This window comes from Pedobacter nutrimenti, from assembly GCF_032678445.1.
GTDB lineage: Bacteria > Bacteroidota > Bacteroidia > Sphingobacteriales > Sphingobacteriaceae > Pedobacter > Pedobacter nutrimenti_A.
Window position 1 is genome coordinate 166569 of sequence record NZ_JAVTSQ010000011.1, and the last position, 23020, is coordinate 189588.

At 40.2% G+C, this 23020-nt stretch carries 23 protein-coding genes; 18 read left to right on the forward strand and 5 right to left on the reverse strand.

The features are described 5' to 3' along the window. Window positions 1-71 precede the first annotated feature (71 nt). From R2S08_RS20650 to R2S08_RS20665, 4 genes are all read left to right on the forward strand, one after another. On the forward strand, window positions 72-1007 hold the full coding sequence (locus R2S08_RS20650; protein ID WP_316836915.1) for a YeiH family protein: 936 nt from the start codon (window positions 72-74) through the stop codon (window positions 1005-1007). Between the two features lie 69 nt (window positions 1008-1076). Further along, the gene (locus tag R2S08_RS20655; protein ID WP_316836916.1) at window positions 1077-3311 is read left to right on the forward strand and encodes a heavy metal translocating P-type ATPase; all 2235 of its coding nucleotides are present in this window, start codon (window positions 1077-1079) and stop codon (window positions 3309-3311) included. 19 nt (window positions 3312-3330) lie between these two features. Beyond that, window positions 3331-3537: a heavy-metal-associated domain-containing protein gene (locus R2S08_RS20660; RefSeq protein ID WP_316836917.1), complete on the forward strand. Its 207-nt coding sequence runs from the start codon at window positions 3331-3333 to the stop codon at window positions 3535-3537. A 2-nt stretch (window positions 3538-3539) separates the two neighbouring features. After that, on the forward strand, window positions 3540-4106 hold the full coding sequence (locus tag R2S08_RS20665) for an AraC family transcriptional regulator (RefSeq protein ID WP_316836918.1): 567 nt from the start codon (window positions 3540-3542) through the stop codon (window positions 4104-4106). Here R2S08_RS20665 and R2S08_RS20670 read toward each other — a convergent pair. Further along, a complete protein-coding gene (locus R2S08_RS20670; RefSeq protein WP_316836919.1) occupies window positions 4099-5376 on the reverse strand; it encodes an acetyl-CoA hydrolase/transferase family protein in 1278 nt (425 codons plus the stop codon). The genes R2S08_RS20665 and R2S08_RS20670 overlap by 8 nt on opposite strands. A gap of 225 nt (window positions 5377-5601) precedes the next feature. Between R2S08_RS20670 and R2S08_RS20675 the strand changes: the two genes are divergently transcribed. From R2S08_RS20675 to R2S08_RS20715, 9 genes are all read left to right on the forward strand, one after another. Next, on the forward strand, window positions 5602-7170 hold the full coding sequence (locus R2S08_RS20675; RefSeq protein WP_316836920.1) for a PAS domain-containing sensor histidine kinase: 1569 nt from the start codon (window positions 5602-5604) through the stop codon (window positions 7168-7170). Between the two features lie 30 nt (window positions 7171-7200). Then, entirely contained in the window at window positions 7201-7866 is a 666-nt protein-coding gene (locus tag R2S08_RS20680) for an HAD family phosphatase (protein WP_316836921.1), read from the forward strand. A gap of 46 nt (window positions 7867-7912) precedes the next feature. Continuing rightward, window positions 7913-9295, forward strand: a complete 1383-nt coding sequence (locus tag R2S08_RS20685; protein WP_316836922.1) for a mercuric reductase — start codon at window positions 7913-7915, stop codon at window positions 9293-9295. After that, entirely contained in the window at window positions 9288-10115 is an 828-nt protein-coding gene (locus R2S08_RS20690) for an ABC transporter ATP-binding protein (RefSeq protein WP_316836923.1), read from the forward strand. Before R2S08_RS20685 ends, R2S08_RS20690 begins: the two co-directional genes overlap by 8 nt. Before the next feature lie 4 nt (window positions 10116-10119). Further along, on the forward strand, window positions 10120-11688 hold the full coding sequence (locus tag R2S08_RS20695) for an ABC transporter permease/substrate-binding protein (protein WP_316836924.1): 1569 nt from the start codon (window positions 10120-10122) through the stop codon (window positions 11686-11688). A gap of 1 nt (window position 11689) precedes the next feature. After that, window positions 11690-12841, forward strand: a complete 1152-nt coding sequence (gene egtB / locus R2S08_RS20700) for an ergothioneine biosynthesis protein EgtB (RefSeq protein ID WP_316836925.1) — start codon at window positions 11690-11692, stop codon at window positions 12839-12841. A gap of 5 nt (window positions 12842-12846) precedes the next feature. Continuing rightward, complete coding sequence (locus R2S08_RS20705) at window positions 12847-13785, forward strand: L-histidine N(alpha)-methyltransferase (RefSeq protein WP_316836926.1); 939 nt, start codon at window positions 12847-12849, stop codon at window positions 13783-13785. 157 nt (window positions 13786-13942) lie between these two features. Further along, window positions 13943-15034, forward strand: coding sequence for a sensor histidine kinase (locus tag R2S08_RS20710; protein WP_316836927.1), 1092 nt, complete (start codon window positions 13943-13945; stop codon window positions 15032-15034). A gap of 97 nt (window positions 15035-15131) precedes the next feature. After that, window positions 15132-15572: a response regulator gene (locus R2S08_RS20715; protein ID WP_133781077.1), complete on the forward strand. Its 441-nt coding sequence runs from the start codon at window positions 15132-15134 to the stop codon at window positions 15570-15572. A 71-nt stretch (window positions 15573-15643) separates the two neighbouring features. Here the strand turns inward: R2S08_RS20715 and R2S08_RS20720 are convergent, their stop codons facing one another. The 4 genes from R2S08_RS20720 to R2S08_RS20735 all read right to left on the reverse strand — a co-directional run bounded on the left by R2S08_RS20720 (window position 15644) and on the right by R2S08_RS20735 (window position 19733). After that, window positions 15644-16993 (reverse strand): OmpA family protein, encoded by a 1350-nt coding sequence (locus R2S08_RS20720; protein WP_133781079.1) that lies wholly within the window; start codon window positions 16991-16993, stop codon window positions 15644-15646. Window positions 16994-17201: 208 nt separating this feature from the next. Continuing rightward, complete coding sequence (locus tag R2S08_RS20725) at window positions 17202-18599, reverse strand: MBL fold metallo-hydrolase (RefSeq protein WP_316836928.1); 1398 nt, start codon at window positions 18597-18599, stop codon at window positions 17202-17204. A 37-nt stretch (window positions 18600-18636) separates the two neighbouring features. After that, window positions 18637-19473, reverse strand: a complete 837-nt coding sequence (locus R2S08_RS20730; RefSeq protein ID WP_316836929.1) for an SDR family oxidoreductase — start codon at window positions 19471-19473, stop codon at window positions 18637-18639. A 53-nt stretch (window positions 19474-19526) separates the two neighbouring features. After that, window positions 19527-19733 carry a cold-shock protein gene (locus R2S08_RS20735; RefSeq protein WP_108550585.1) on the reverse strand — a complete coding sequence of 69 codons (207 nt, stop codon included), beginning with the start codon at window positions 19731-19733 and terminating at the stop codon, window positions 19527-19529. Window positions 19734-19902: 169 nt separating this feature from the next. Here R2S08_RS20735 and R2S08_RS20740 point away from each other — a divergent pair, with 169 nt between their 5' ends. The 5 genes from R2S08_RS20740 to R2S08_RS20760 all read left to right on the forward strand — a co-directional run bounded on the left by R2S08_RS20740 (window position 19903) and on the right by R2S08_RS20760 (window position 23009). Continuing rightward, window positions 19903-20124, forward strand: a complete 222-nt coding sequence (locus tag R2S08_RS20740; protein ID WP_316836930.1) for a hypothetical protein — start codon at window positions 19903-19905, stop codon at window positions 20122-20124. A 64-nt stretch (window positions 20125-20188) separates the two neighbouring features. Next, window positions 20189-20668, forward strand: coding sequence for a YMGG-like glycine zipper-containing protein (locus R2S08_RS20745; protein WP_316836931.1), 480 nt, complete (start codon window positions 20189-20191; stop codon window positions 20666-20668). Window positions 20669-20961: 293 nt separating this feature from the next. Further along, the gene (locus R2S08_RS20750) at window positions 20962-21333 is read left to right on the forward strand and encodes a hypothetical protein (protein WP_316836932.1); all 372 of its coding nucleotides are present in this window, start codon (window positions 20962-20964) and stop codon (window positions 21331-21333) included. A 96-nt stretch (window positions 21334-21429) separates the two neighbouring features. Next, complete coding sequence (locus tag R2S08_RS20755) at window positions 21430-21933, forward strand: response regulator (RefSeq protein WP_316836933.1); 504 nt, start codon at window positions 21430-21432, stop codon at window positions 21931-21933. Then, the gene (locus R2S08_RS20760; protein WP_316836934.1) at window positions 21930-23009 is read left to right on the forward strand and encodes a sugar transferase; all 1080 of its coding nucleotides are present in this window, start codon (window positions 21930-21932) and stop codon (window positions 23007-23009) included. The genes R2S08_RS20755 and R2S08_RS20760 overlap by 4 nt, the downstream gene beginning before the upstream one ends. Window positions 23010-23020 lie beyond the last annotated feature (11 nt).

The following is a 23020-nucleotide window of genomic DNA, read 5'->3' on the forward strand; positions in this document are numbered from 1 at the left end:
TGGCTGATCAGTTATAGGAATATGCTTCCAATGCCTTACCAGGGTAATTTTGCTTCATCAAAAACAACAAAATGAAGCTTATACATCACCCATCGTTTCCAAAATTTCTATATTTCTGCTGTGCCATTGTCTGTTTACTTCCCTGGATGACTCCGCCACTGGCCTTATTGCTTGGGATTTTCTTTGCGCAAGCAGTGGATCATCCCTTACCAACTTTTAACCAGAAAGCAACACAGCTTTTGCTAAAGATCTCTGTAGTGGGATTAGGTTTTGGCATGAATGTATATACCGCTATGAAAGTGGGTATGGAAGGTTTTCTTTTTACCATTGTTTCTATAGTGAGTATTCTGGGGCTGGGCTATCTGCTGATGAAGCTCTTAAAAATTAATCCTAAAACTTCTTTTCTCATCTCTGCCGGTACGGCTATTTGTGGAGGAAGTGCCATTGCAGCACTTTCTCCGGTGATGAAAGCCAATGAGAAACAGATTTCTGTTGCCCTGGGGACAGTTTTTATACTGAATTCTGTGGCGCTATTTGTTTTTCCGGTAATTGGCCACATTTTTCATCTTTCCCAGACTCAATTTGGGATGTGGTGTGCCATTGCGATACATGATACCAGCTCTGTGGTAGGGGCGGCAAGTAAATATGGAAATGAAGCCCTTCAAATTGCGACTACAGTTAAGCTGGCCAGAGCTCTATGGATCATTCCTGTAGCATTAGGTACAGCAATGCTCTTTAAAACGGCGAAAGCTAAGATTCAAATCCCTTATTTTATAGGTTTATTTGTACTGGCTATGCTAGCTAATACTTATTTTACGCAGCTCCATCCCTGGACTCCTTATTTGCTGATGGTCTCTAAAGCTGGCCTTACGTTAACACTTTTCTTCATTGGCAGTGGTTTATCTTTTGCTGTGATCAGGTCTGTTGGTTTCAGGCCTTTGCTGCAGGGGATTTCCTTATGGCTATTTATATCCTTGGCTGCATTAGGTGCTATTCTAATTATATAAAAATACCACAACAGGATGTAAGTACGGGCAGTTTTGGGGTGGTATCTTTGTGGTATAAAATTTAAAATTATGTCTGAGCACGCATCTATACAAACTTTATCACTTCCTGTACTGGGTATGACCTGTGCTGGATGTGCCGTTAGCGTACAGTCTATTATTGCGGCATTGCCCGGTGTCACTGGAGCAGAAGTTAATTATGCTACCCAGCAGGTTAAAGTAAATTATCATCCCCAGGAAACGGAACCTAAAGCCTTTAAAGCCGCCGTCCAGTCTGTAGGCTACGACCTTATCCTGGATGTGGAGGGTGCAAAAGAGAAACAGGAAGCCTTGCAATCTGAAAACTATAGCGCGTTAAAGAAACGTACAATTGCAGCGGCTGTATTGGCCTTGCCTGTGGTCATTATTGGCATGTTTCTGATGGATATGCCGTATGCTAATTATATTATGCTGGTATTGTCGACACCTGTTCTTTTTGTGTTTGGCAAAAACTTCTTTGTCAATGCCTGGAAGCAGGCCAAACATGGAATGGCCAATATGGATACTCTGGTGGCTTTAAGTACAGGAATAGCCTGGTTGTTCAGTGTATTCAATACTTTTTACCCTGAATTCTGGCATTCGAGGGGATTGCACCCGCATGTTTATTTTGAGGCTGCCGCCGTGGTGATCGTCTTTATCATGCTGGGCAAATTATTAGAGGAAAATGCCAAATCCAATACTTCAACTGCGATTAAAAAACTGATTGGTTTACAGCCTAAAATAGTTCATTTGATTACGGAATCAGGTGAGCAGGAAGTACCTGTCGCTCAGGTTCGTCAAGAGGACAGACTTAGGGTGCGGCCTGGTGAAAAAATCCCGGTTGATGGTCTGCTGTATGAGGGCAGCTCTTATGTAGACGAAAGTATGATTACTGGAGAGCCTGTTGCAGTATTGAAAGAAGCAGGCGCAAGGGTTTTTGCCGGAACAATAAATCAGAAAGGTAGTTTTCTTTTTCAGGCAGAAAAGGTAGGTGAGGAAACCATGCTGGCGCAAATCATTAAACTGGTACAGGATGCTCAAGGCTCCAAAGCCCCGGTACAAAAACTGGTTGATCGTATTGCGGGCATATTCGTTCCTGTGGTCATCTTCATTGCAATTCTTACCCTTGGAGCCTGGATGATCTTTGGTGGCGCTACTGGTTTTACCCATGGTTTAATGGCTATGGTTACTGTCCTGGTCATCGCTTGTCCTTGTGCGCTTGGCCTTGCCACTCCAACGGCCATTATGGTAGGGATTGGTAAGGGTGCTGAAAATGGTATTTTAATTAAAGATGCAGAAGCCTTGGAATCTGCTTATAAAGTGAATGCTGTGCTGCTGGATAAAACAGGCACCATTACAGAGGGGAAACCTCAGGTTACGGGAATGGCCTGGTCATCTGATGCATTGGGTAAGCAGGCAGAACTGGAAAAGATCTTTCTTGCTTTAGAAAAGCAGTCTGAACATCCTTTAGCTGAAGCGGTTGTGCGATATCTGGATAAGGAGGTTCAGGGTAGCCTGGATTTAACCGGCTTTGAAAGCTTAACAGGAAAGGGAGTGCAAGCTCTATTTGGAGAACAAGCTTATTTTGCAGGAAGTCATCGTCTTTTATCTGAATTTAAACTCGAAGTTCCTTTTGATTTGGTGCAGAAAATCAAAGAATTAGGTGATGGTCATCAAACGATTATTTACTTTGGCGGAGCAGGTAAGGTTTATGCAATTATTTCTATTGCAGACCAGATAAAGGCAGGCTCAGCTGCTGCGGTAAAGACTTTACAGGAACAGGGGATTACCGTTTATATGCTTACGGGAGACAATGAACAGACGGCATCTGCTGTTGCCGCGCAGGCAGGGATTTCTCACTATCAGGCCGAAGTTTTGCCTTCGGAAAAAGCAGCCTTTGTAAAGCAATTGCAGAAAGAAGGTAAAGTGGTGGCTATGGTGGGAGACGGTATCAACGATAGCCAGGCGCTTGCCGAGGCAGATGTTTCTATTGCCATGGGAAAAGGTTCTGATATTGCTATTGATGTAGCTAAGATGACATTGATTTCCTCAGACCTACAGCAGATACCTAAAGCATTACGTTTGTCAAAACAAACGGTTAAAACCATCAGGCAGAATTTATTCTGGGCCTTTATTTACAATGTGATTGGTATCCCGCTGGCTGCTGGTGTACTGTTCCCTGTAAATGGCTTTTTACTGAATCCCATGATTGCCGGTGCTGCTATGGCGCTCAGCTCTGTGTCTGTGGTGAGTAATAGTATCCGTTTAAAACTAGCAAAATTGAATTAATCATTAACTTTATAAAAACATGGAAACATTAAAATTCAAAACCAATATAAAATGTGGTGGTTGTATAGCAACCGTAACCCCTTTTTTAAATGATCTCGAGACTGTCCAATCCTGGAAAGTAGATGTAGATAATGCAGATAAAGTATTAACTGTTGAAGGAAGTGCAAGTGCTCCTGAAGTAATTGGTGTGTTGAACAAGGCAGGTTACAAAGCAGAAAAGATTTAAATATGTTGTTACACGTTAAAAATATGGTTTGTGATCGCTGTATACTGATTGTTCGTCAACAGCTGGAGAACTTAAATTTTAAGGTAAAGGACATTAGTTTGGGTAAGGTAGATATTGAACCAGAACCCATGGAAGAGCAGGTGCAAAATATTGCATCTGCTTTGCAGGTTCTGGGCTTTGAATTGATCGACAAACAAAAGGACCAGCTTGTAGAGCAAATTAAAACCAAGGTCATCGAACTGGTGCATTATTCCGATCTGAATGCCATTCATCAAAGCCTGATGACCCTGATCGCAGAGCAACTCCATAAGGAGTATACTTATCTGAGCCGCTTGTTTTCAGATGCGGAGGGAATTACAATAGAAAAATATATCATTCAGCAAAAAATTGAAAAAGTGAAAGAACTGATTCAGTATGGAGAACTGAATTTGAACGAAATTGCCTTTAAAATGGGCTATAGCAGCAGCGCCCATTTATCTACGCAATTTAAGTCGGTAACCGGACAGTCGCCAAGCCAGTATAAAGCAGCAGCCGGTCAGCAAAGAAAGGCTTTGGACCAGGTTAAATAAACCGGTCATGATAGGCCTTTTCCAGTGTTTCACGGTGCATAGGGTGGGCCAGACTGATGAGTGCTTTTGCTCTTTGTTTCAGACTAAGGCCAAAAAGATTCACTTTTCCGTATTCTGTAACCACCCAGTTTACATGACCCCTGGTGGTCACTACGCCTGCGCCTTCTTTCAAAAAGGGAACGATTCTGGAGATACCCTTAGAAGTAACTGAGGGAAGGGCTATAATGGGCTTTCCGCCTTGTGACAGGGAAGCACCGTGAATAAAGTCCATTTGCCCGCCAATACCCGAATACTGGTATGTACCCATGGAATCTGCACATACCTGACCGGTAAGGTCTAGCTCAATAGCAGAATTGATGGCAGTAACTTTCGGGTTTTGACGGATAATACTCGTATCGTTGGCATATGAAATGTCCATTACACGAATGCTGGGGTTGTCATTTACAAAGTCATACAATTTTTTGGTGCCTATCATGAAACCGGTAATGGATTTACCCCTGTTGATCTTTTTAAGACTGTTGTTAATTACGCCACTCTGGATTAGAGGAATGACACCGTCGGACAACATTTCTGTATGAATGCCCAGGTTTTTATGTCCGCTCAAATTCTTTAATACCTGGTCTGGAATGCCGCCTATACCCAGTTGTAGGGTTGCTCCATCTTCCACCAGGGAGGCAATATGTTGCCCGATGATGACCATGGCTTCTGTGGTTTTTGCTGAATAATCAACTTCAGGTAGTGCAGATTCATGCCAGACCAGTGTGTTGATTTTATTGATGTGTATAAAGCCGTCGCCATGTGTACGTGGCATATTGGGGTTTACCTGTGCGATAACGTGTCTGGCGGTATCTACTGCCGCTCGAGCGATATCTACAGAAGTTCCCAGCGAACAGTATCCATGTACATCGGGTGGTGAAACTTGAACCATAGCGACATCAATAGGTAAAAAACCTTCTTTAAAGAGTTTGGGGATCTGGCTTAGAAAAACGGGTACGTAATCTCCGTAGGAACTGTTTACGATGGCGCGTGTATTTGCCGATACAAAAAGGGAATTAAAGAAGAAACTCTCTTTATAGGTAGAATGATTAAAATCTGCTTCTCCTAAGGTGGTGATGCTGACAAGTTCTACTTTTTTTAGCTCCTGATGTCTTTGTTGGAGGGCTTTGACCAGGTGTACTGGAGTGGCTGCACTGCCATGAATAAATACCCGGTTGCCGGATTGTATCACGCTGACAGCTTCTTCTGCGGTAGTATATGTCGTGTTGTTCATGATTGTTGTTCTTAGCTAAAGATGGGAAAAATTACTTTACTATGCCATGATGAAAGTCATTCGGAAGGTATGATCGCTGTCATTCGTCAGAAGCTTTCTTTATTTTTATAAAAAGGAATAGTTCTTAACTTAATTCTTTTTAACAAGATATTGGATCTTTTTCCTCATTTCGGTAAATAAGTTTTAATTTTAATCGTTACTCTGATTAAACAATTCTGATGTACTATGAATGATCTGGCAGATATCCATAAGAATTTTGATGAGGAAGGCGTTTTAAAAGCACTCAATGATAGCAGGAAGGAGCTGGAGTTTGCGGTGAATGCGGCAGAGCTGGCTACATGGGATCTCAACACAAAAACGTATAAATTTAGCGGTAACCAAAGGCTGAAGGAATGGTTTGGACTTGGTGGGAATGGTGAGGATATTGATCTGACAGAAGCCATTAGTGTGATCGCGGCAAAAGACAGGCAGAAGGTGAGTGATGCCATCCAAAATGCGTTGCATTTTTCTTCAGGAGGTCTTTATAACATATCTTATACAATTAACAATCCACTATCTGGTAAAGAACGAATTGTGCTGGCCAGAGGGAAAGCACTTTTTGATGAGGACAATCGTCCTACAAGGTTTAATGGGATCCTGCAAGATATTACTGAAGAAACCAAATCCCGTTCCTTACTGGAAGATGCTGAAGAAAGGGCAAGGCTTGCAGCAGATGCAGTGAAGTTAGGTACCTTTGATATGAACTTGTTTACCAGCAAGATGTCTACTTCAGATCGTTTCAATGCCATTTTTGGATTTGAGGCCACGGCGAGCAGGGCACAATTTGCTGCGGTAATCCATCCTGATGACAAGGCCATCAGAATTGACGCACACAGAAGAGCTGTTGAAACCGGACAACTTTTTTATGAAGTGAGGGTAATCTGGCCTGATCAATCTGTTCGCTGGATAAGAGTGGAAGGTAAAATTTATTATGACGGGGATGGGAAGGCAGTAAGAAATATTGGTACTGTACTGGACATCACAGATAAAAAAAATACAGAAAAAGAACTACTATCTATCAATAAGCGGCTTCAGGCAGCTTTGGAAGAGCAGAAGAATCTGCAGCGGCAGAAAGATGATTTTTTAGCTATTGCAAGTCATGAACTGAAAACCCCGGTAACGAGTTTAAAGGCTTATACCCAAGTTATGCAGAAGATTTTGTTACAAAAAGGAGATGTGAAGGAGGCCGAGATGATGCTGAAGATGGATGCGCAATTGAAGCGTTTAACTAATCTTATTGGTGATTTGTTGGATGTAACCAAGATGAATTCCGGCAGGCTTGAATTTAACTCTTCAGATTTTGACTTCAATGGGATGCTGAGGTTTGTGATTGAAGAATTACAGCGTACAACGGATAAGCATATCATCAGGGAGCATTTTAAGGAAGTAGGTATTATTACTGGTGATGAAGAGCGGATTGGCCAGGTGGTCATTAACTTGATTTCTAACGCCATTAAATATTCTCCGGTTGAAGGTGTGATCAACGTATCCAGCGAAATCAAAGACAATGAAATTGTGGTATGTGTGGAAGACAAGGGAATTGGTATTCCTGAAGATAAACTGGAGAAAGTATTTGAGCAGTTTTATAGGGTGACAGGTCATTTGCAGCATACTTTTCCTGGTTTAGGTCTTGGTCTTTTTATTTCTGCTGAAATTATTAAAAGAGAAGGCGGTAAACTGTGGGTAAATAGTGCAGAAGGAAAAGGATCTACTTTTTGTTTTTCGCTTCCGCTAAAGAAGCCGAATCAAATTTAATTTGCTAATTTTATGAAATAAACCCTTTTTATGCCGAAACTTAAAGCTGTATTGTTTGATCTTGACGGTACATTAATTGATTCAGAATATTTTCATTTCGAGTGCTGGAATGAAATCCTCAAAACATTTTCTTACGAGATGACCTATGCAGACTGGTTAAAAGGTTATGCTGGTTTTCCGCTTCCTGTAAACAGCAAAAATATTAAAGAACGCTACCAGCTTGATGTTCCTTTGCAAGAGTTGATGACCTGGAGAGAACGAATGAGTATGACCGGATTGGAGACCAGGACGATCAATTTGATGCCTTATGCAATGGAAACTTTAACATTTTTTAAAGAAGAAGGGTTAAAGCTGGGGTTGGTTACAGCCAGTCCACAGTTTGAGGTGGACCTGATCTTTAAGAGAAACAACCTGGCTGATTTTTTTGATGTGATGGTAACCAGATCGGATGTGGTCAATTCCAAACCTGATCCAGAGGGTTATAATTTATGTGTATCTAAGCTTGGTGTTGAGAAGGAGGAGTGTATTGCTTTTGAGGATACGATAAATGGTTTACGGGCAGCTAAGGCCGCTGGCTTGATTTGTTATGCTATTCAGCAGGATGAAACGCAACATGAGAAGCTTTCTGTTGCAGATTCTATATTCCTGGATTTGGAAGAGGGGCGCAAGAAAGCGCATCTGTCGTTAATGCTATAAATAAAAAAAATTGCCGACAATTTGATTTGAACGTTGTTATATGTTCATGAAATCATTTGATGCAATTGTAATTGGCGCAGGACAGGCTGGTGTACCATTAGCCAAAAAGCTGGCAGCTGCAGGTTGGAAAACGGTTCTAATCGAAAAACGGTGGATCGGAGGAACGTGTATTAACGATGGGTGTACACCCACAAAGACAATGGTTGCCTCTGCAAGGATGGTCTATCTGGCTGGAAAAAGTAAAGATCTTGGCGTTGATATTCCTGCTTACAGACTCAACTTCAAGGCGGTCATGCAGCGTAAAGATCATTTGGTCTCGCTGTTCAGGGAGGGCGCTGTTCGTGGTATAGAAAAGACTCCAAATTTAAGTGTCGTGTATGGAGAGGCTAAATTTATAGCTGATCACCAGGTACAGGTAATGAAGGAAGACAGGGCTGATCTTTTTGAAGCTAAACATATCTTTATCAATACAGGTGCCTTGCCGTTTATTCCGAAAATTCAAGGGCTTTCTGAAATTAAATTTCTTACTTCTACTTCTATCATGGAACTGGAGGAAGTTCCATCTCATTTGCTGATCGTGGGTGGAGGCTATATAGGAATGGAGTTTGGACAGATGTTTAAACGGTTTGGTGCAGAGGTGACCCTGCTGGAACAGGGTGACCGTTTACTGCCACATGAAGATGAGGATGTTTGCAGGGAGATGAGTACTGTTTTTCAGGAGGAGGGTATAAAGGTGCTGCTACAGACCAAAGCTGTTAAGTTTGAAAATTATGGAGATGCCAGAATTCGGGTGACTACTTTAACAGACGGAGAGGAGGTAAAGCATTTGTGCAGTCATGTATTAATGGCTTCTGGAAGGGATCCACAAACGAGGATGCTTGGATTGGAAAATACGAATATTATTTGTGATGACCGGGGTTACATTAAAGTTAATGATCATTTAGAAACCGGTGTAAAAGGTGTTTATGCACTTGGTGATGTGAAGGGTGGTCCTGCATTTACACATATCGCCTATAATGATCATCTGGTGTTGATTGATCATTTGTTACACGGAGAGAAAAAAGGGATTAAGGGACGGTTATTACCTTATTGTATGTTCACAGATCCTCAGTTGGGGAGGGTAGGCATCAATGAGTTGCAGGCTAAAGAACTTGGGCTTGATATTGTAGTGGCTAAAATTCCAATGAAAAATGTGGCCAGGGCGTTAGAAAATGGGGAAACCAGAGGGTTTATGAAAGCCATTGCAGATAAAAAAACAAAATTGCTGCTTGGTGCAGCAGTAATTGGTGAACAGGGCGGCGAAATTATGTCTATCTTACAGATGGCTATGGTGGGGAAGATTACCTATGATCAAATCAGGAAAATGATCTTTGCTCATCCCTTATATGCAGAATCTTTGAATAACCTTTTTATGTCACTAGATGATTAAAGTTGAAAACCTGAGTAAAAAGTTTGATGGTAAATTTGCTGTCGAACGGATCAATTTTGAAGTTGCGGCGGGAGAGACACTGATTCTTTTAGGAACCAGTGGATGTGGTAAAACAACTACTTTACGTATGATCAACCGGCTGATCGAGCCTGATTCTGGTGAAGTTTATATTGACGAGAAAAATGTAGCTGGGCAGCAGCCGGAATTATTGCGACGTCATATGGGGTATGTGCTGCAAAATCATGGGCTGTTTCCTCATTATACAGTTTTGGAAAACATGTCTCTTGTACCTAAATTGTTGAAATGGGATAAAGAAAAGATCAGAAACAGGAGTATGGAATTGCTGGATAAATTGAAGCTGGACAGTGCATTGGGGAAACAATATCCTTCGGCTTTAAGTGGTGGACAGCAGCAGCGTGTAGGACTAGCGAGAGCACTCATGGCAGATCCTCCAATTTTACTTATGGATGAACCATTTGGTGCTTTGGATAATATTACCCGGGCAGATATACGCAAGGAATTTACCGAATTGGATGAGCTGGTTAAAAAAACAATCATTCTGGTTACGCATGATATACAGGAAGCATTTGAGATGGGGGACAAGATTTGTTTGATGGATAAAGGTAAGGTAATGCAGTATGGCACACCTGAGGAACTGCTGTTTAAACCCCAAAGTGCATTTGTCGCGTCTTTTTTGAAGGAGCATAAACTACTTCTAGAACTGAAGTTTCTAAAAATGGGTGAGCATACTGCCTGGGAGTTACTGGAACAGCTTGAGCCAGGTAAATTGAAGGAAATCTTATTGACTTCGGAGGAATAAGGCCATGGAAGAATCTCAGAGTTTAGGGCAGTTTATGATGCAGCAGTCTGGTAAGCTGATGAGCCAGACCCTAACGCATATCAGTTTGACCTTACTGTCCATGGTATTGGCTATCGCAATAGCTGTACCTTTGGGTATTTGGATTGCCAGGAATAGAAGGTTTTCCGGGCCTGTACTTGGATTTGCAGGAATTCTTCAGACCATTCCTAGTATTGCTTTATTGGGAATTATGATCCCGTTTTTAGGGATTGGTCCAAAACCCGCTATTCTGGCCTTGTTTTTATATGCACTGCTGCCAGTGATCAGAAATACCTATACTGGAATTACGGGGGTAGATCCAGTTGTGACGGATGCAGCTAAAGGGATGGGAATGAGTAAGTGGCAGATTTTAATTAAAGTAGAGCTACCGCTTGCTTTTCCGGTGCTGATGGCGGGTATAAGGACGGCTACGGTAATCAATGTTGGTGTAGCCACTTTAGCGGCTTATATTGCTGCGGGTGGACTTGGTGAGTTTATTTTCGGCGGCATTGCGTTGAACAATTCAAATATGATCCTGGCCGGTGCTATTCCGGCAGCTTTACTTGCCGTTATTCTGGACTTTTTATTGTCTCGTGTACAGCGACTGAGTTTAAAGCGTGTGAGAATGACTTATCTTCTATTGCCTTTCCTGTTTGTTTTATTTTGCTCTTTTTACTTTTTGCCATCTAAGATAGGCGGGCGGATGCTTGCAGGTTTTACCCCAGAATTTATGGGTCGGCAGGATGGATATCTAGGTCTGAAAGAGGTGTATAAATTGCAAATGGAAACTGTAGTCATCAGTGATGCAGTGAAATATAAGGCTGCTTATGAAGGAAAGCTGGATGTGATCGATGGTTATAGCACTGATGGGAGGTTAAAGGCGTTTGATCTGATTACCCTTGAAGATGACCAGCATATTTTTCCACCTTATTATGCTGCGCTGGTTGTAAGGCAGGGGGTATTAAAGAAGTATCCTGAGTTGGAAATGGTTTTAAATAAGCTCTCCGGTTTACTGAATGATGAAGAGATGACCAGACTGAATTATAATGTGGATAAATTGAAACAGAGTCCGGAGAAAGTTGCTTCTGATTTTCTGTCTGCACATCATTTGTTACAGTCTGCTTTGCCGGGTGGAAAGGGCCTGATCAGAATCGGATCAAAGGTGTTTGGGGAACAGTATATTCTGGCCCAAATGTATAAATTGCTGATCAGGGGATATTCCCATCTTGACGTGGAAACTAAAACAGGGCTGGGAGGAACTCAAATTTGTTTCGATGCCCTTAAAAACGATCAGATAGATCTTTATCCTGAATATACAGGGACTGGGTTGCTGGTGATTTTACATCCCTCACTATCTGTGCTTAACGGGATTCCAAAAGATAAAGATGCGGTGTTTAGTTATGTAAAAAAAGAGTTCGACCGTCAATTTAATCTCACTTGGTTAAAACCTATTGGCTTTAATAATAGTTATGCTTTAATGATGAGACGGAAACAGGCTGCTGATTTAAATATTAAAAGCATAACAGATTTGGTCCATTATATAAAAAAGAACTAATATGTCATTTTTGAAACAGTATCTGGCCGTAAGGGCCATGACCACCAGTATCTGTTCCGATCTTGAAAAGGAAGATTATGTGGTACAGCCGATTGTCGATGTAAGCCCGCCTAAATGGCATCTTGGGCATACAACCTGGTTTTTTGAAACCTTTATCCTCGGGCCTTTTTTTACAGGTTATCAGGTGTATAATCCAGAGTTTAATTATGTGTTTAACAGTTATTATGAGACAATTGGAGCCAGGGTGATCAGGACGGATCGTGGCAATTTAAGCCGCCCCACGGTGGATGAGGTGTACAGGTATCGTGCATATGTGGATGAGGCGATGTCACATTTTCTTTCCCGTGAACCGGAAGAAGATCATTTAAAAGAGCTGATCCTGCTGGGTTTAAATCACGAGCAGCAACATCAGGAACTGCTCTGGTATGATATCAAATATATTTTAGGGCATAATCCTTTATTTCCTCCTTATAGAAGAGAGAGCATCGAGTATGGGTTCTCTGCTGCAGGATCGAAAACGGCAGATGTAGAGGAAGGTATTTATGAGATTGGTTATAAAGGCAGTGATTTTTGTTTTGATAATGAACTGAATGCCCATAAAGTTTATATTCAGGCTGTTTCTTTGTCTGCTGAACTGGTGACAAATGCAGAATATGAGGAATTTGTAGATCAGGGTGGGTACAGGGATTTTAATTTCTGGCATGCCGAAGGCTGGGACTGGGTTCGGGATAATCATATTTGTGCACCTTTATACTGGCATCTGATAGATGGAGCGTGGTATCGCTACGGTTTATCAGGCCTGAATCGTTTAAAACCTGAGGAGCCTGTATGCCATGTGAGTTTTTATGAGGCCGCGGCCTTTGCCCAGTGGAAAGGGAGGCGACTGCCAACAGAATTTGAGTGGGAAGTGGCTGCAGATCAATTAAAATGGGGGCAGCTCTGGGAGTGGACCGAAAGCGCCTATTTGCCTTATCCAGGTTTTTCCAAAGCTCCCGGAGCTATAGGCGAATATAATGGAAAGTTTATGGTGAACCAGAAGGTGCTCAGGGGTGCTTCGGTGGCAACATCAGCATCACACAGCCGTAAAACCTATCGTAATTTTTTTCATCCCCATTTGCGCTGGATGTTCAGTGGCATCAGGCTCGTAAAGTAATTCGTATGAAGCAATTTTTAAAAGATGTACTCCATGATCTTGGAGAAACACCCAAACGATTGAATTCTAAATATTTCTACGATCATGCAGGGGATGGGATTTTTCAGCAAATTATGAATTGCGAGGAATACTATCCAACGAATTGTGAACTGGAGATTTTTCAACATAAGACAGCAGAACTAGCTACAGTACTCAAAAACGGCTTTGATACTTTTGATCTGATTGAAATGGGTGCAGGAGACGCAACTAAATCCAGTTATCTATTAAAGGAGATGCTTAGGCAAAAGTTTGATTTTACTTATATGCCTATTGACATCTCCGCAGATATGATCGGACATTTGGAAAAGAAATTACCTAAGGAAATAGATGGATTAAAAGTGAAGGGTTTGAATGGGGAATATTTTGACATGCTTACCCATGCCAGCCAGATTTCACCTAAAAGAAAGGTTATTCTTTTCTTAGGAGGCACCATCGGGAATTTTGAAACAGATGCTGCTCTTGAGTTTTGCAAGGAACTGAGGTCTTATTTACAAAAAGGAGACGTCTTACTGATCGGCTTTGATTTGAAAAAGCATCCCGATGTGATCAGAAACGCGTATAATGATGCTCAAGGTTTTACTAAAGCCTTTAATCTAAACCTGCTGAATAGGATCAACCGCGAGTTGGGTGGCAATTTTGCATTGGAACAATTTGATCATTATCCTTCTTATGATCCTGCAACCGGAGCCTGCAGGAGTTACCTGATTAGCCTTGTGGAACAGGAAGTCTGTATTGAAGGGAGGGTATTTACTTTTAGAAAGGATGAGTATATTTCCATGGAAATTTCTCAGAAATACAGCGTTGAGGAGACCGAATTAATGGCTTTTAAATCTGGCTTTAAACCTGTTAATCATTTCTTTGATTCCAGGAATTGGTTTCTTGATACGGTATGGCAGTGCGAGTAATGATTGTTTAATTAATGCCCCGATTTGGGTAAAAATGGGATTTTTTTTCTCTGTGTAGCCCGCCGGATATGAGGACAGGGGATTAAATGTAGTTAAGTTTTGATTGGCTTGGAATTTGAAAAGCTTATTACAACACTTAATAATAATTTATCCTAAAATGCATCCTGCTGCAGACTCATTTCATATTGCCAAAATGTTTGAGGACATAGATGACTATGCCATCATTTTTTTGGATACAGAAGGAAATATTGACAGCTGGAATGCGGGTGCGGAAAAAATTAAAGGCTATACTTCAAATGAAGTTTTAGGTAAGAATTTCCGGATTTTTTACACCCAGGAAGATATCATTAGCCAGAAGCCTGAGAAGATGATCAACGAAGCCATAAGAAATGGTAAGGCATTAGACGAGGGTTGGAGGGTTTGTAAAAATGGTCTTCGGTTTTGGGGTAGTATTCGGATTACTGCACTCTATGATGACCATGGGGAATTGATTGGTTTTTCTAAAATAACCAGAGATCTCACAGAAAAATTCAATACCCAAACTGCGATTGAAAAATATATGCAAAAGCTGGAAATCCAGAATAAGGAGCTTGAACAGTTTGTTTATATCGCTTCCCATGATCTTCAGGAGCCATTATTGACTGTCAGTAGCTTTATTGATTTGCTGAAGGAAGAGTATTCCGGTACAATTGATCCTACGGGTGAAATGTACCTTGGCTTTATTGCTCAATCTACAGAGCGAATGAGAAGTCTGATTAAGGGCTTACTCGATTATGCGCGTTTGGGCAAGAAAAAGGAAGTGGGAATGGTGGATTGTAATGCATTGATTGAGGAAGTTAAAATTGATCTTTTTTCTGTAATTGAGCCGAGCGGGGCAAAAATAATTTGTGGCAATTTGCCTGTAGTTAAAGGTTTCGCAACAGAATTGAGATTGCTTTTTCAAAATTTAATCAGTAATTCGCTTAAATTCAGAAAAAAAGAAGTTTCTCCAGTGATTCGGATTTCTGCGCAACCGACCAGACAAGGCTGGCAGTTTTCTGTAACGGATAATGGAATTGGCATAGAAGATCGTTTTAAGGAAAGGATATTTGTAATCTTCCAACGACTTCACAACAGAACAGATTATGAAGGGAATGGGATAGGTTTAGCACATTGTAAAAAAATTACTGAACTGCATGGTGGAAAAATTTCTGTAGAATCTTCTCCGGGAAATGGAAGCTCTTTCCATTTTACTTTAAACTTGCTTTAATCTGTGTTTTAGTAGCCTTGAGCGAGAATTGAAATACAAAATAGAATGTGATAATTTCCTGAAATCCGGTGTTTCAGGGTTGAGATAAATAAGTAGAATGAAAAAATATAAGGATTTGGACCGTGTTTTATTGGTGGATGATGAAATGTCGACAAACTTTTTGCACCGTAAAATAGTACAAACCTCAAATATTGATGTTGATGTGAAGGCGATTTCTTCGGCTTTTGAAGCCTTGGAGTATTTGAAGTTTATGTATGAGGGAGAAGAGCCAGAGGCGGAGATAAAACCTGGGATTATATTTCTTGATATCAATATGCCTGGTATGAATGGCTGGGAATTTATGAAGGAATATAAAAAACTTGATCTTTATAAGCGGGCAAAAATAGTAGTGATTATGCTCACCACTTCTTTAAATCCGGATGATGAGGAACTGGCTGCAAAAGACAATGAGATTGTAACTTTTATGCATAAGCCTTTAACCAGGGATTCCTTTAGCAAAATAGCGAGTAAGTACTTCGAACTGGATTCTGAAGTTTAAAAAGGTTTGAATAAAAAAGAGAGGCTGGTTCGTTAGAACCAGCCTCTCTTTTTTATTCAAACGATTAAGGATTAATACAAAGTGAATTCAACCCTTCTGTTTTTCTGACGACCTGCAGCAGTTTTGTTTGTTGCAATTGGTTGGTTTGGACCGTATCCTGTTGCTTCAATTCTGGATGCATTTGCACCTTGTGCTACCAGGTAAGTTCTGATGGCTTCCGCTCTTTCTTTAGATAGACGTAGGTTAGTTGCCATTGAGCCAGTATTGTCGGTGTGACCAGCAAGTTTCAAGCTAAAGTTTTTCTCTACCAATAACGCTGCAACTTTATTTAGCGTAGGATAAGATTTTGCTCTGATGGTGGCTTTACCCAAATCAAATTCGAGGTTTTTAATCGCTTCGCTTACTACTTTACGGTCAGCTTCAGTTACGATTACTTTCTCTTTGATAATTTGTCTAGGAGTTACTAATGGACATCCTGCGCCATCTACAACTGTTCCAGTTGGAGTTCCAGGGCATTTGTCAAATTTGTTAGCTACACCATCACCGTCATCATCACCCATTTCCTGGTTGTATTTTGCAACCAATGCTTCTCTGTCTCTTCTAGCATTTTCTTCCTGAGTAGATAAAGCTCTTCTCAGATCAGCACTTTCTGCAGCACTTTCTTCACGTAAAGCAGCGATTGCACTGTAGTTTTGCAATTGAGAAGTACCTTTTTTACCCAAGGCAATCTCTACCCCAGCGTGTGCATAAGAGAATCTGTCGTTGGCTGCTCCATTGTATCCATCAAATGTTTTGGATTTCATGAAGTTTACGTCGTAACCTAAATCAATGTTTAGTCCTTTTGCTACTCCAATTTTAAAACCCGCACCTACTGGCACAAACCAATTTTCTTTGTAACCTTCGCTTTGAGCGGCGCCACTTGCTACACTATAGTCAACATTAGCACTTGAAGACATATATCCAGCACCCACAGTTAGATATGGTGAGAATACACTGCGTTTATGGTTCATGCTTAGATTCGCTATTGTAAAGTTACCTTTTAAAGCTGCAGACCAGTCAATACGCGTTACGAAGTGCGACGCATCACTTTGAGCTGTAGTTAAACTAGGGTCATTACTTCTCATTCCTTTTACTTTACCAGCTAAAAAGTCTGCCTGGATACCAAATCCCGGAGTAATTTGTTTCTTAATGTAACCTCCGTAACCCCAGGCTTCTTGTGGCGTTTTATAATCTCCATTACTTCTTCCGTTGAAAGGAGTGTAGTGGGTAAGCATACCACCGTTTAAACCAATTGACCAGGTGCGAAAGTCTTTTTTGGAGAAGCGCGAAGTGGAATCTGCTGGCGTGTCTTGCGCAAACAGACTTGTAGATAATCCTACTAAGGATAATATCATTGCCGATTTTGTAATTTTTGAGTTCATCTTTTTATAGTTAGATATTAATGATCCAATAATATACTGGATTGACTAACCATAAGTAATAACCCTGCCAAAAGCGATTTTAACTTAATTTTTAGCTAAATCGCTTAATTATCAGTGTGTTGGTTTGGAGATGCCGATTTTGGGGAATGGAGTTGAATTCCCCGCTTCGGTGAAAAAACTGTATAGTATTTGCTACAAAATACCTTTTTTAACTTGACAAATCGAAGGTCTGTCCCTTCTGGGGGATGACCACATGGTATCCCTCGGTCTCCAGGGCTTCAGATAAACTCGACAGACTTTTGTCTTCTCCATGAACAAGGAATACCGTGTTTAATTTTGCTGGATTCTGAGATTTAACTGTATTGACCAGGTCGTTATGGTCTCCATGTCCACTCAGCAGATCGGTTTGCTTGATACTGGCATAGACCATCAGGTCGCGGTTTCTTAAGCGGACAATTGGATCTCCCCGTAATAAACGATTTCCCAAAGTTCCTTTTGCGCAATAGCCAATGAACAATATGGTGCAATAGTAGTTCTGTATGTTGTGGTACAGGTGGTCCTGAATACGTCCGCCTTCAAGCATTCCTGCGGAGGAGATGATGATACAGGGTTCATGATAGTTGGATATCGAGATACTTTCTCTTTTTTCTTCGACATAAGAGAGTTCCTTGAATTTAAATTCGTCTCCATGGCTGGTGTAGAATTCTTTAGATTCTTCATTCACCAACTGATGGTGCTTCCGGTAGATATCTGTGGCTGTGATGGCGAGGGGACTATCGACAAATATCTTTACCGGTGGAAGTAAGCCCTTGGTGAATATCTTATTTAAGGTATACACAAGAGATTGTGTTCTGCCAATACTAAAAGCGGGTATAATGAGTCGGCCAGGAAATTTAACACAAGCTTCATTTATGGTTTCGGTCAATTTCTCTTCGAGCGTGGTACCTGTACTGTGTAGTTTCCCTCCGTATGTGGATTCTGAAACCAGATAGTCAACTTCTGGCAAAGGTTCGGGATCTACAAGTACAGGATAGTTTTTTCTGCCGATATCGCCAGTAAAGGCTATTCTCTTTGTTTTTCCATCTTCTTGTACGGTAAGTATAACTGCTGCAGCACCTAATAAGTGTCCAACGGGTATAAATTGAAGAGAGATTTGATCTGTAATTTTGAAGGTTTTATGGAATGCAATGGTAACGAAGCGTTCTACCGTTTCCATTACATGTTTTTGAAGATAGAGCGGTTTTGGACCTGAGCTCTGTTTTCTTCCTCTTTTTCGGTGTGTTCGTTGTTGCTTGCTTAAAAATACATTTACAGAATCAAGCAATAAAATTTCTGTAAGATCGGCAGTAGGTGGCGTGCAAAGTACTTGTCCCTGGAAGCCCATGCGTACCAGGGTTGGTAGATTACCAGAGTGGTCAATATGTGCGTGGGTTAAAATGACAACATCGATGTCTGACGGATCGAATGGAAAATATTCATTTTCTTCCTGAAAAGTGTCTTTTTCATAATCCAGCCCACAATCGATCAATATATTATAGTGTTCAGTTTGTAGAAGATGCATACTTCCAGTTACCTGTTGCGCAGCTCCCCAAATCGTTAATTTCATATGCGTTATATCCTAAAACAATCTCCAAGATATTAAATTAATTAGGATTATCCTTAAGCCATTTCATCCAATTGTTTACTTTATAGCTATACTCAAGAAAATTAGGGACTTGAATACTGGAAATAATTTTCCACTCCCTGAGTTCGTCAATGAATTCGGGAGCTTCAAGATTTAATGTTCGGGTTGCTTCTGTATAAAATGTTTGCTTTTCCGGATGATCTGGACCGCAGGCATTATATAGATGCCCAAATGCACCATTGTGAATGATGTGCAGTGTAAGACCGATACAGTCTGTTAAGTGGATTAAATTAATTGGTGCCTTTCCGTTGGGTATGTTTTTTTTTCCGGCAAAGAAGCGTCCAGGGAGCCTGCCAGGTCCGATAAGGCCACCGAAACGAATAATTGTGGTTTCGAAGAATGTTGTGCCTTTCAATAGTTGTTCTGCCTGGAGTATCTGTTTTGCGGATGAAGTTTCTGGTCTGGGAATGGTGTTTTCATCGACAATCTGATTCTCTTCCTGATAAACAGAAGTTGAACTGATGTACAAAATTTGCGCTGTTTTATATTGTGTAGCGAGATCAGCAATTTTTGATATTTTCTTGGTGTAGGATAGAAGTTGATCGGAGTTTCTTTTTGGCGGAAGACAAACAATCACCAGATCTGATTTGAAAAAATCTGATGCGTCTATGGAATTGCCCGGATCAAGATTCAACAAGTAAGCGCTAATACCCGATTCGGTCAGTAATGTTAATTTATCCTGACTTGTGGTTGAACCTTTGACATGATGGCCTAGGGCCTGTAGTGCTTTTGCCAGTGGAAGGCCGTACCATCCACAACCCAAAATACTAATTGTTTTTAATTGGGAGGTTTGCATATAAAAAAGGGGCAATGCATAAGCAAACCCCTGGATATTTTAAAATAGTATGACTATAGAACGGTTACGTTTGAGGCTTCAGGTCCTTTTTTGCCATCATTAAGTTCAAACTCTACACTATCTCCTTCGTTTAGTTCTCTGAAAGAATCTCCTGCAATAGCAGAAAAATGCACGAATATATCTTTGCCTCCTTCTTCTGGTGTGATAAAGCCGAAGCCCTTTGAAGAATTAAACCATTTCACTTTTCCTGTTTTACGCATATTAATTATTATATATAGTTTGATGTGAAAGTACTGAAATAAAAATGAATATCGCAATTTGGTTAAATTGCTTCGGCTGCTACTGAGGCAAACCTTTTGGTTATGTCAATTGTTTCTTTTGTATAATACAGTTTAGAATTGTATAGTATACAGGAAAAGGAGGTCGATTATGAAAAAGCAAAATTTGGCTCGGAAGAAAAATATAAAGCATACAATCGCTGGTCAGGAAGACGGCGAAGAGAACCTAGGATTAGATGCTGATCATTCTTCTAATCCCTTGTATCATAGCTTGAACAGTGATAATGACTGGATTTCTCACAATCCGGATGGAGAAGAAGATCGTATGGATAGGAGTGGTTTTGAAGAGGAAAATTCTATCATGAATAAGTAAAAAAAAAGGTTTGGCATTATTTTGTTACAATACCTAGTCTATTGTTAAACTAACACGCAAAACAATGAAAAGGATAATATCAATTGTATTACTTACTGCTGTGGTGATGGCATCTTGCAGTAATAAGCAGAAGGAAGAAGAGGCAAGACAGGTTGCTATTAAAATGGTAAAGGATAGTTTAAGGCTTGACAGTTTTAAGAAAGCCGAAGTAGCCAAAAAGCAAGAAGAGCAAAGGCTGGCTCAGGTCGCGGAAGAAAAAAGGGAAAAAAGAACCTTGCTGCTTTCTGAGCAAAGAGAGGCGTCCGCTTCAAATGGGGTCGCTTCAGGTTCATCTTCTAGCGGGCAAACCGTACATAAAAAGAAAGGGTGGAGTGATGCAGCTAAAGGTACACTCATAGGAGGGGTTGCCGGCGCTGTGGGTGGTGCTATAATCGACAAAAAGCATGGTAGAGGTGCATTGATTGGTGGTGCTGCCGGTGCAGGTGCAGGATATTTAATTGGCCGGGGAAAGGATAAGAAATCTGGCCGGGTTCCGTCAAATTAGATTACAGACGATATAAAATTTTAAAAAGTCATGCAGAAAAGCATGACTTTTTCTTTTTATGGCATTTTTTTATGAATTCTGTGATTGGGGAGATATGACCTCAGCTGATTTTAGAATATGGGGAAATTACTCACCTATATATAATATGCCTAGACAACTCAATACGCAAACCTTATTATATAAGATACAGAAAATTAGCTTCCTGGTTTTTAAAGTGATGATTGTTCAAATATTCTCCATACGATAATCATCTTGGCCTGATTTTTTTATGCTTTTTGTGTAAACAACGCCATATGAAAAAAAAATACTTATTATTATTTACTCTTCTTTTATGCCTTTTTAGCTGTAAAAAAGATGGACTTAATGATCCTTTATCTGGAGTAGTTTTTAATAAAGAGGGAGTGCTTCGTGTAGAGTGCAATCAGTGTGCTGTCAATTACACTATATATGATCAAAAATTTAGTGCCAATATCGACAGCGGGAGTAAGGACCTTTCATTTTCCTATCTAGATGATGTGCAGTTGAAAACCCAATTGCTTTCTAAAGAGGATCAAAAAGTAAGAATAGTAATTATCGATGCTTCTGGTAGGATAATTTCTAATGAATTGAAAAATTTAAATCAGGGTCAGGTTCAGGAAAATACATTTAACATTAAAGGAAATTAATACAAGAACTTGCTCTTTAGCCTCGACTTAATTTAGGCTTGATTAATTTTTTAACAAGGATGATAAATTGGTTAAATTGTAATAGATAAATTTGTTATGTTTACAGATAAAAGAGGTATTTTTAGCTTACGTAGTAAATATCTGATATTTACCGCTATCGTGGAAAAAGGGCATGAATTGTTAGCAAAGTCTCTTAATATTAAACAACCAAACATGGAGAGCATCAAAGAAAAGACCAGGAAAAGTATATTGATTGTCGACGATGAACTTAGTATACTTAAGTTACTAAGCTTTATATTATCCTCAGAATATGATCTGGTGATCAAAAAAAGTGGTATTGAAGCCATTGACTGGCTGGAAGAAGGAAACGATCCTGATTTAATCATTTCAGATTTGATGATGCCGTATTTTGATGGCAGTACGCTAATTCGTAACCTTAAAATTAGTGGTTTTTACAGAAATACTCCGGTTATTTTACTGTCTGGATCTGATAATTTGCAAGAAAAAGTAAAAGAAATGCCTTTTAAGATTGACCATTTCATGGAAAAACCCTTCAATCCAGCCGAATTAAAAAATCAAATCGCCCAACTTATACAATGATGACAATTTCTGCAATCGACAAGCCACAGATCAATGCCAAGATCGTATACTTTGGAAATCTGCTTCGAAATATTATTTCTGAGGAGTTTAATGCTCATATTGAGTATTTAGATGACCAGAAAAGCTTTAGGTACTATTTCGATAATCAATCTCTGCTAAGCATTCCAGATATTATTTTAATCGAGGTAGATGACAATCCTAATTGTTTTGAACAGGTAAGGTATATTAAAGAAAATCCTTTTTTTCAAGGACTGATTATCGTACTCTTAGGGGTTAAAGAAAATAAGGAATGGAGAAGGGAAGCGCTTGATTTAAAGGTGAATGATTATTATACCTACCCCTTTCCATTGGAGGATTTCTGTGAGCGACTTAATTTTCTCGTTAAATTTAAATTGATCAAGCCAAAACTGATGGAATTGGCCCAGCAAACAGAACAAGTATACCAGGTTCCTTTAAGCAAAAGGGTTTTTGATGTCATCGTTTCGGGTTTGGCATTATTCTTTCTTTTGCCTTTGTTCTTAGTGGTTGCTTTACTCATCCGGTTGGAGTCTAAAGGTAAAGTGATTTATAAAAGTAAAAGAGTGGGAGCAGGTTATAAAATATTTGATTTTTACAAATTCAGGTCTATGAGACAGGATGCCGACCAGATGTTGAGTTCCATGGCAGATTTGAACCAATATGCATCAGAAGGTGACAACAAAACCGGAAAGACCGCTTTTGTCAAATTTAAGAATGATCCTCGCATAACAAAGTTTGGTTCTTTCTTAAGAAAAACCAGTATTGACGAACTGCCTCAACTCATGAACGTGTTTGTTGGTGACATGTCATTAGTAGGTAACAGGCCTTTGCCTTTATATGAGGCGGAGCAGCTCACCACAAATGAATGGTCTACCCGGTTTTTGGGCCCGGCAGGTTTAACAGGCCTGTGGCAGATTAGTAAACGCGGACAGAAGGAAATGTCCGAACGGGAACGGAAGGAGCTTGATAATTATTATGCAAATAATTATTCAGTTCTTTTAGACTTAAAGATAATATTAAAAACCATTCCTGCCCTGATCCAAAAGGAGAAGGTTTAACTTATAATTAT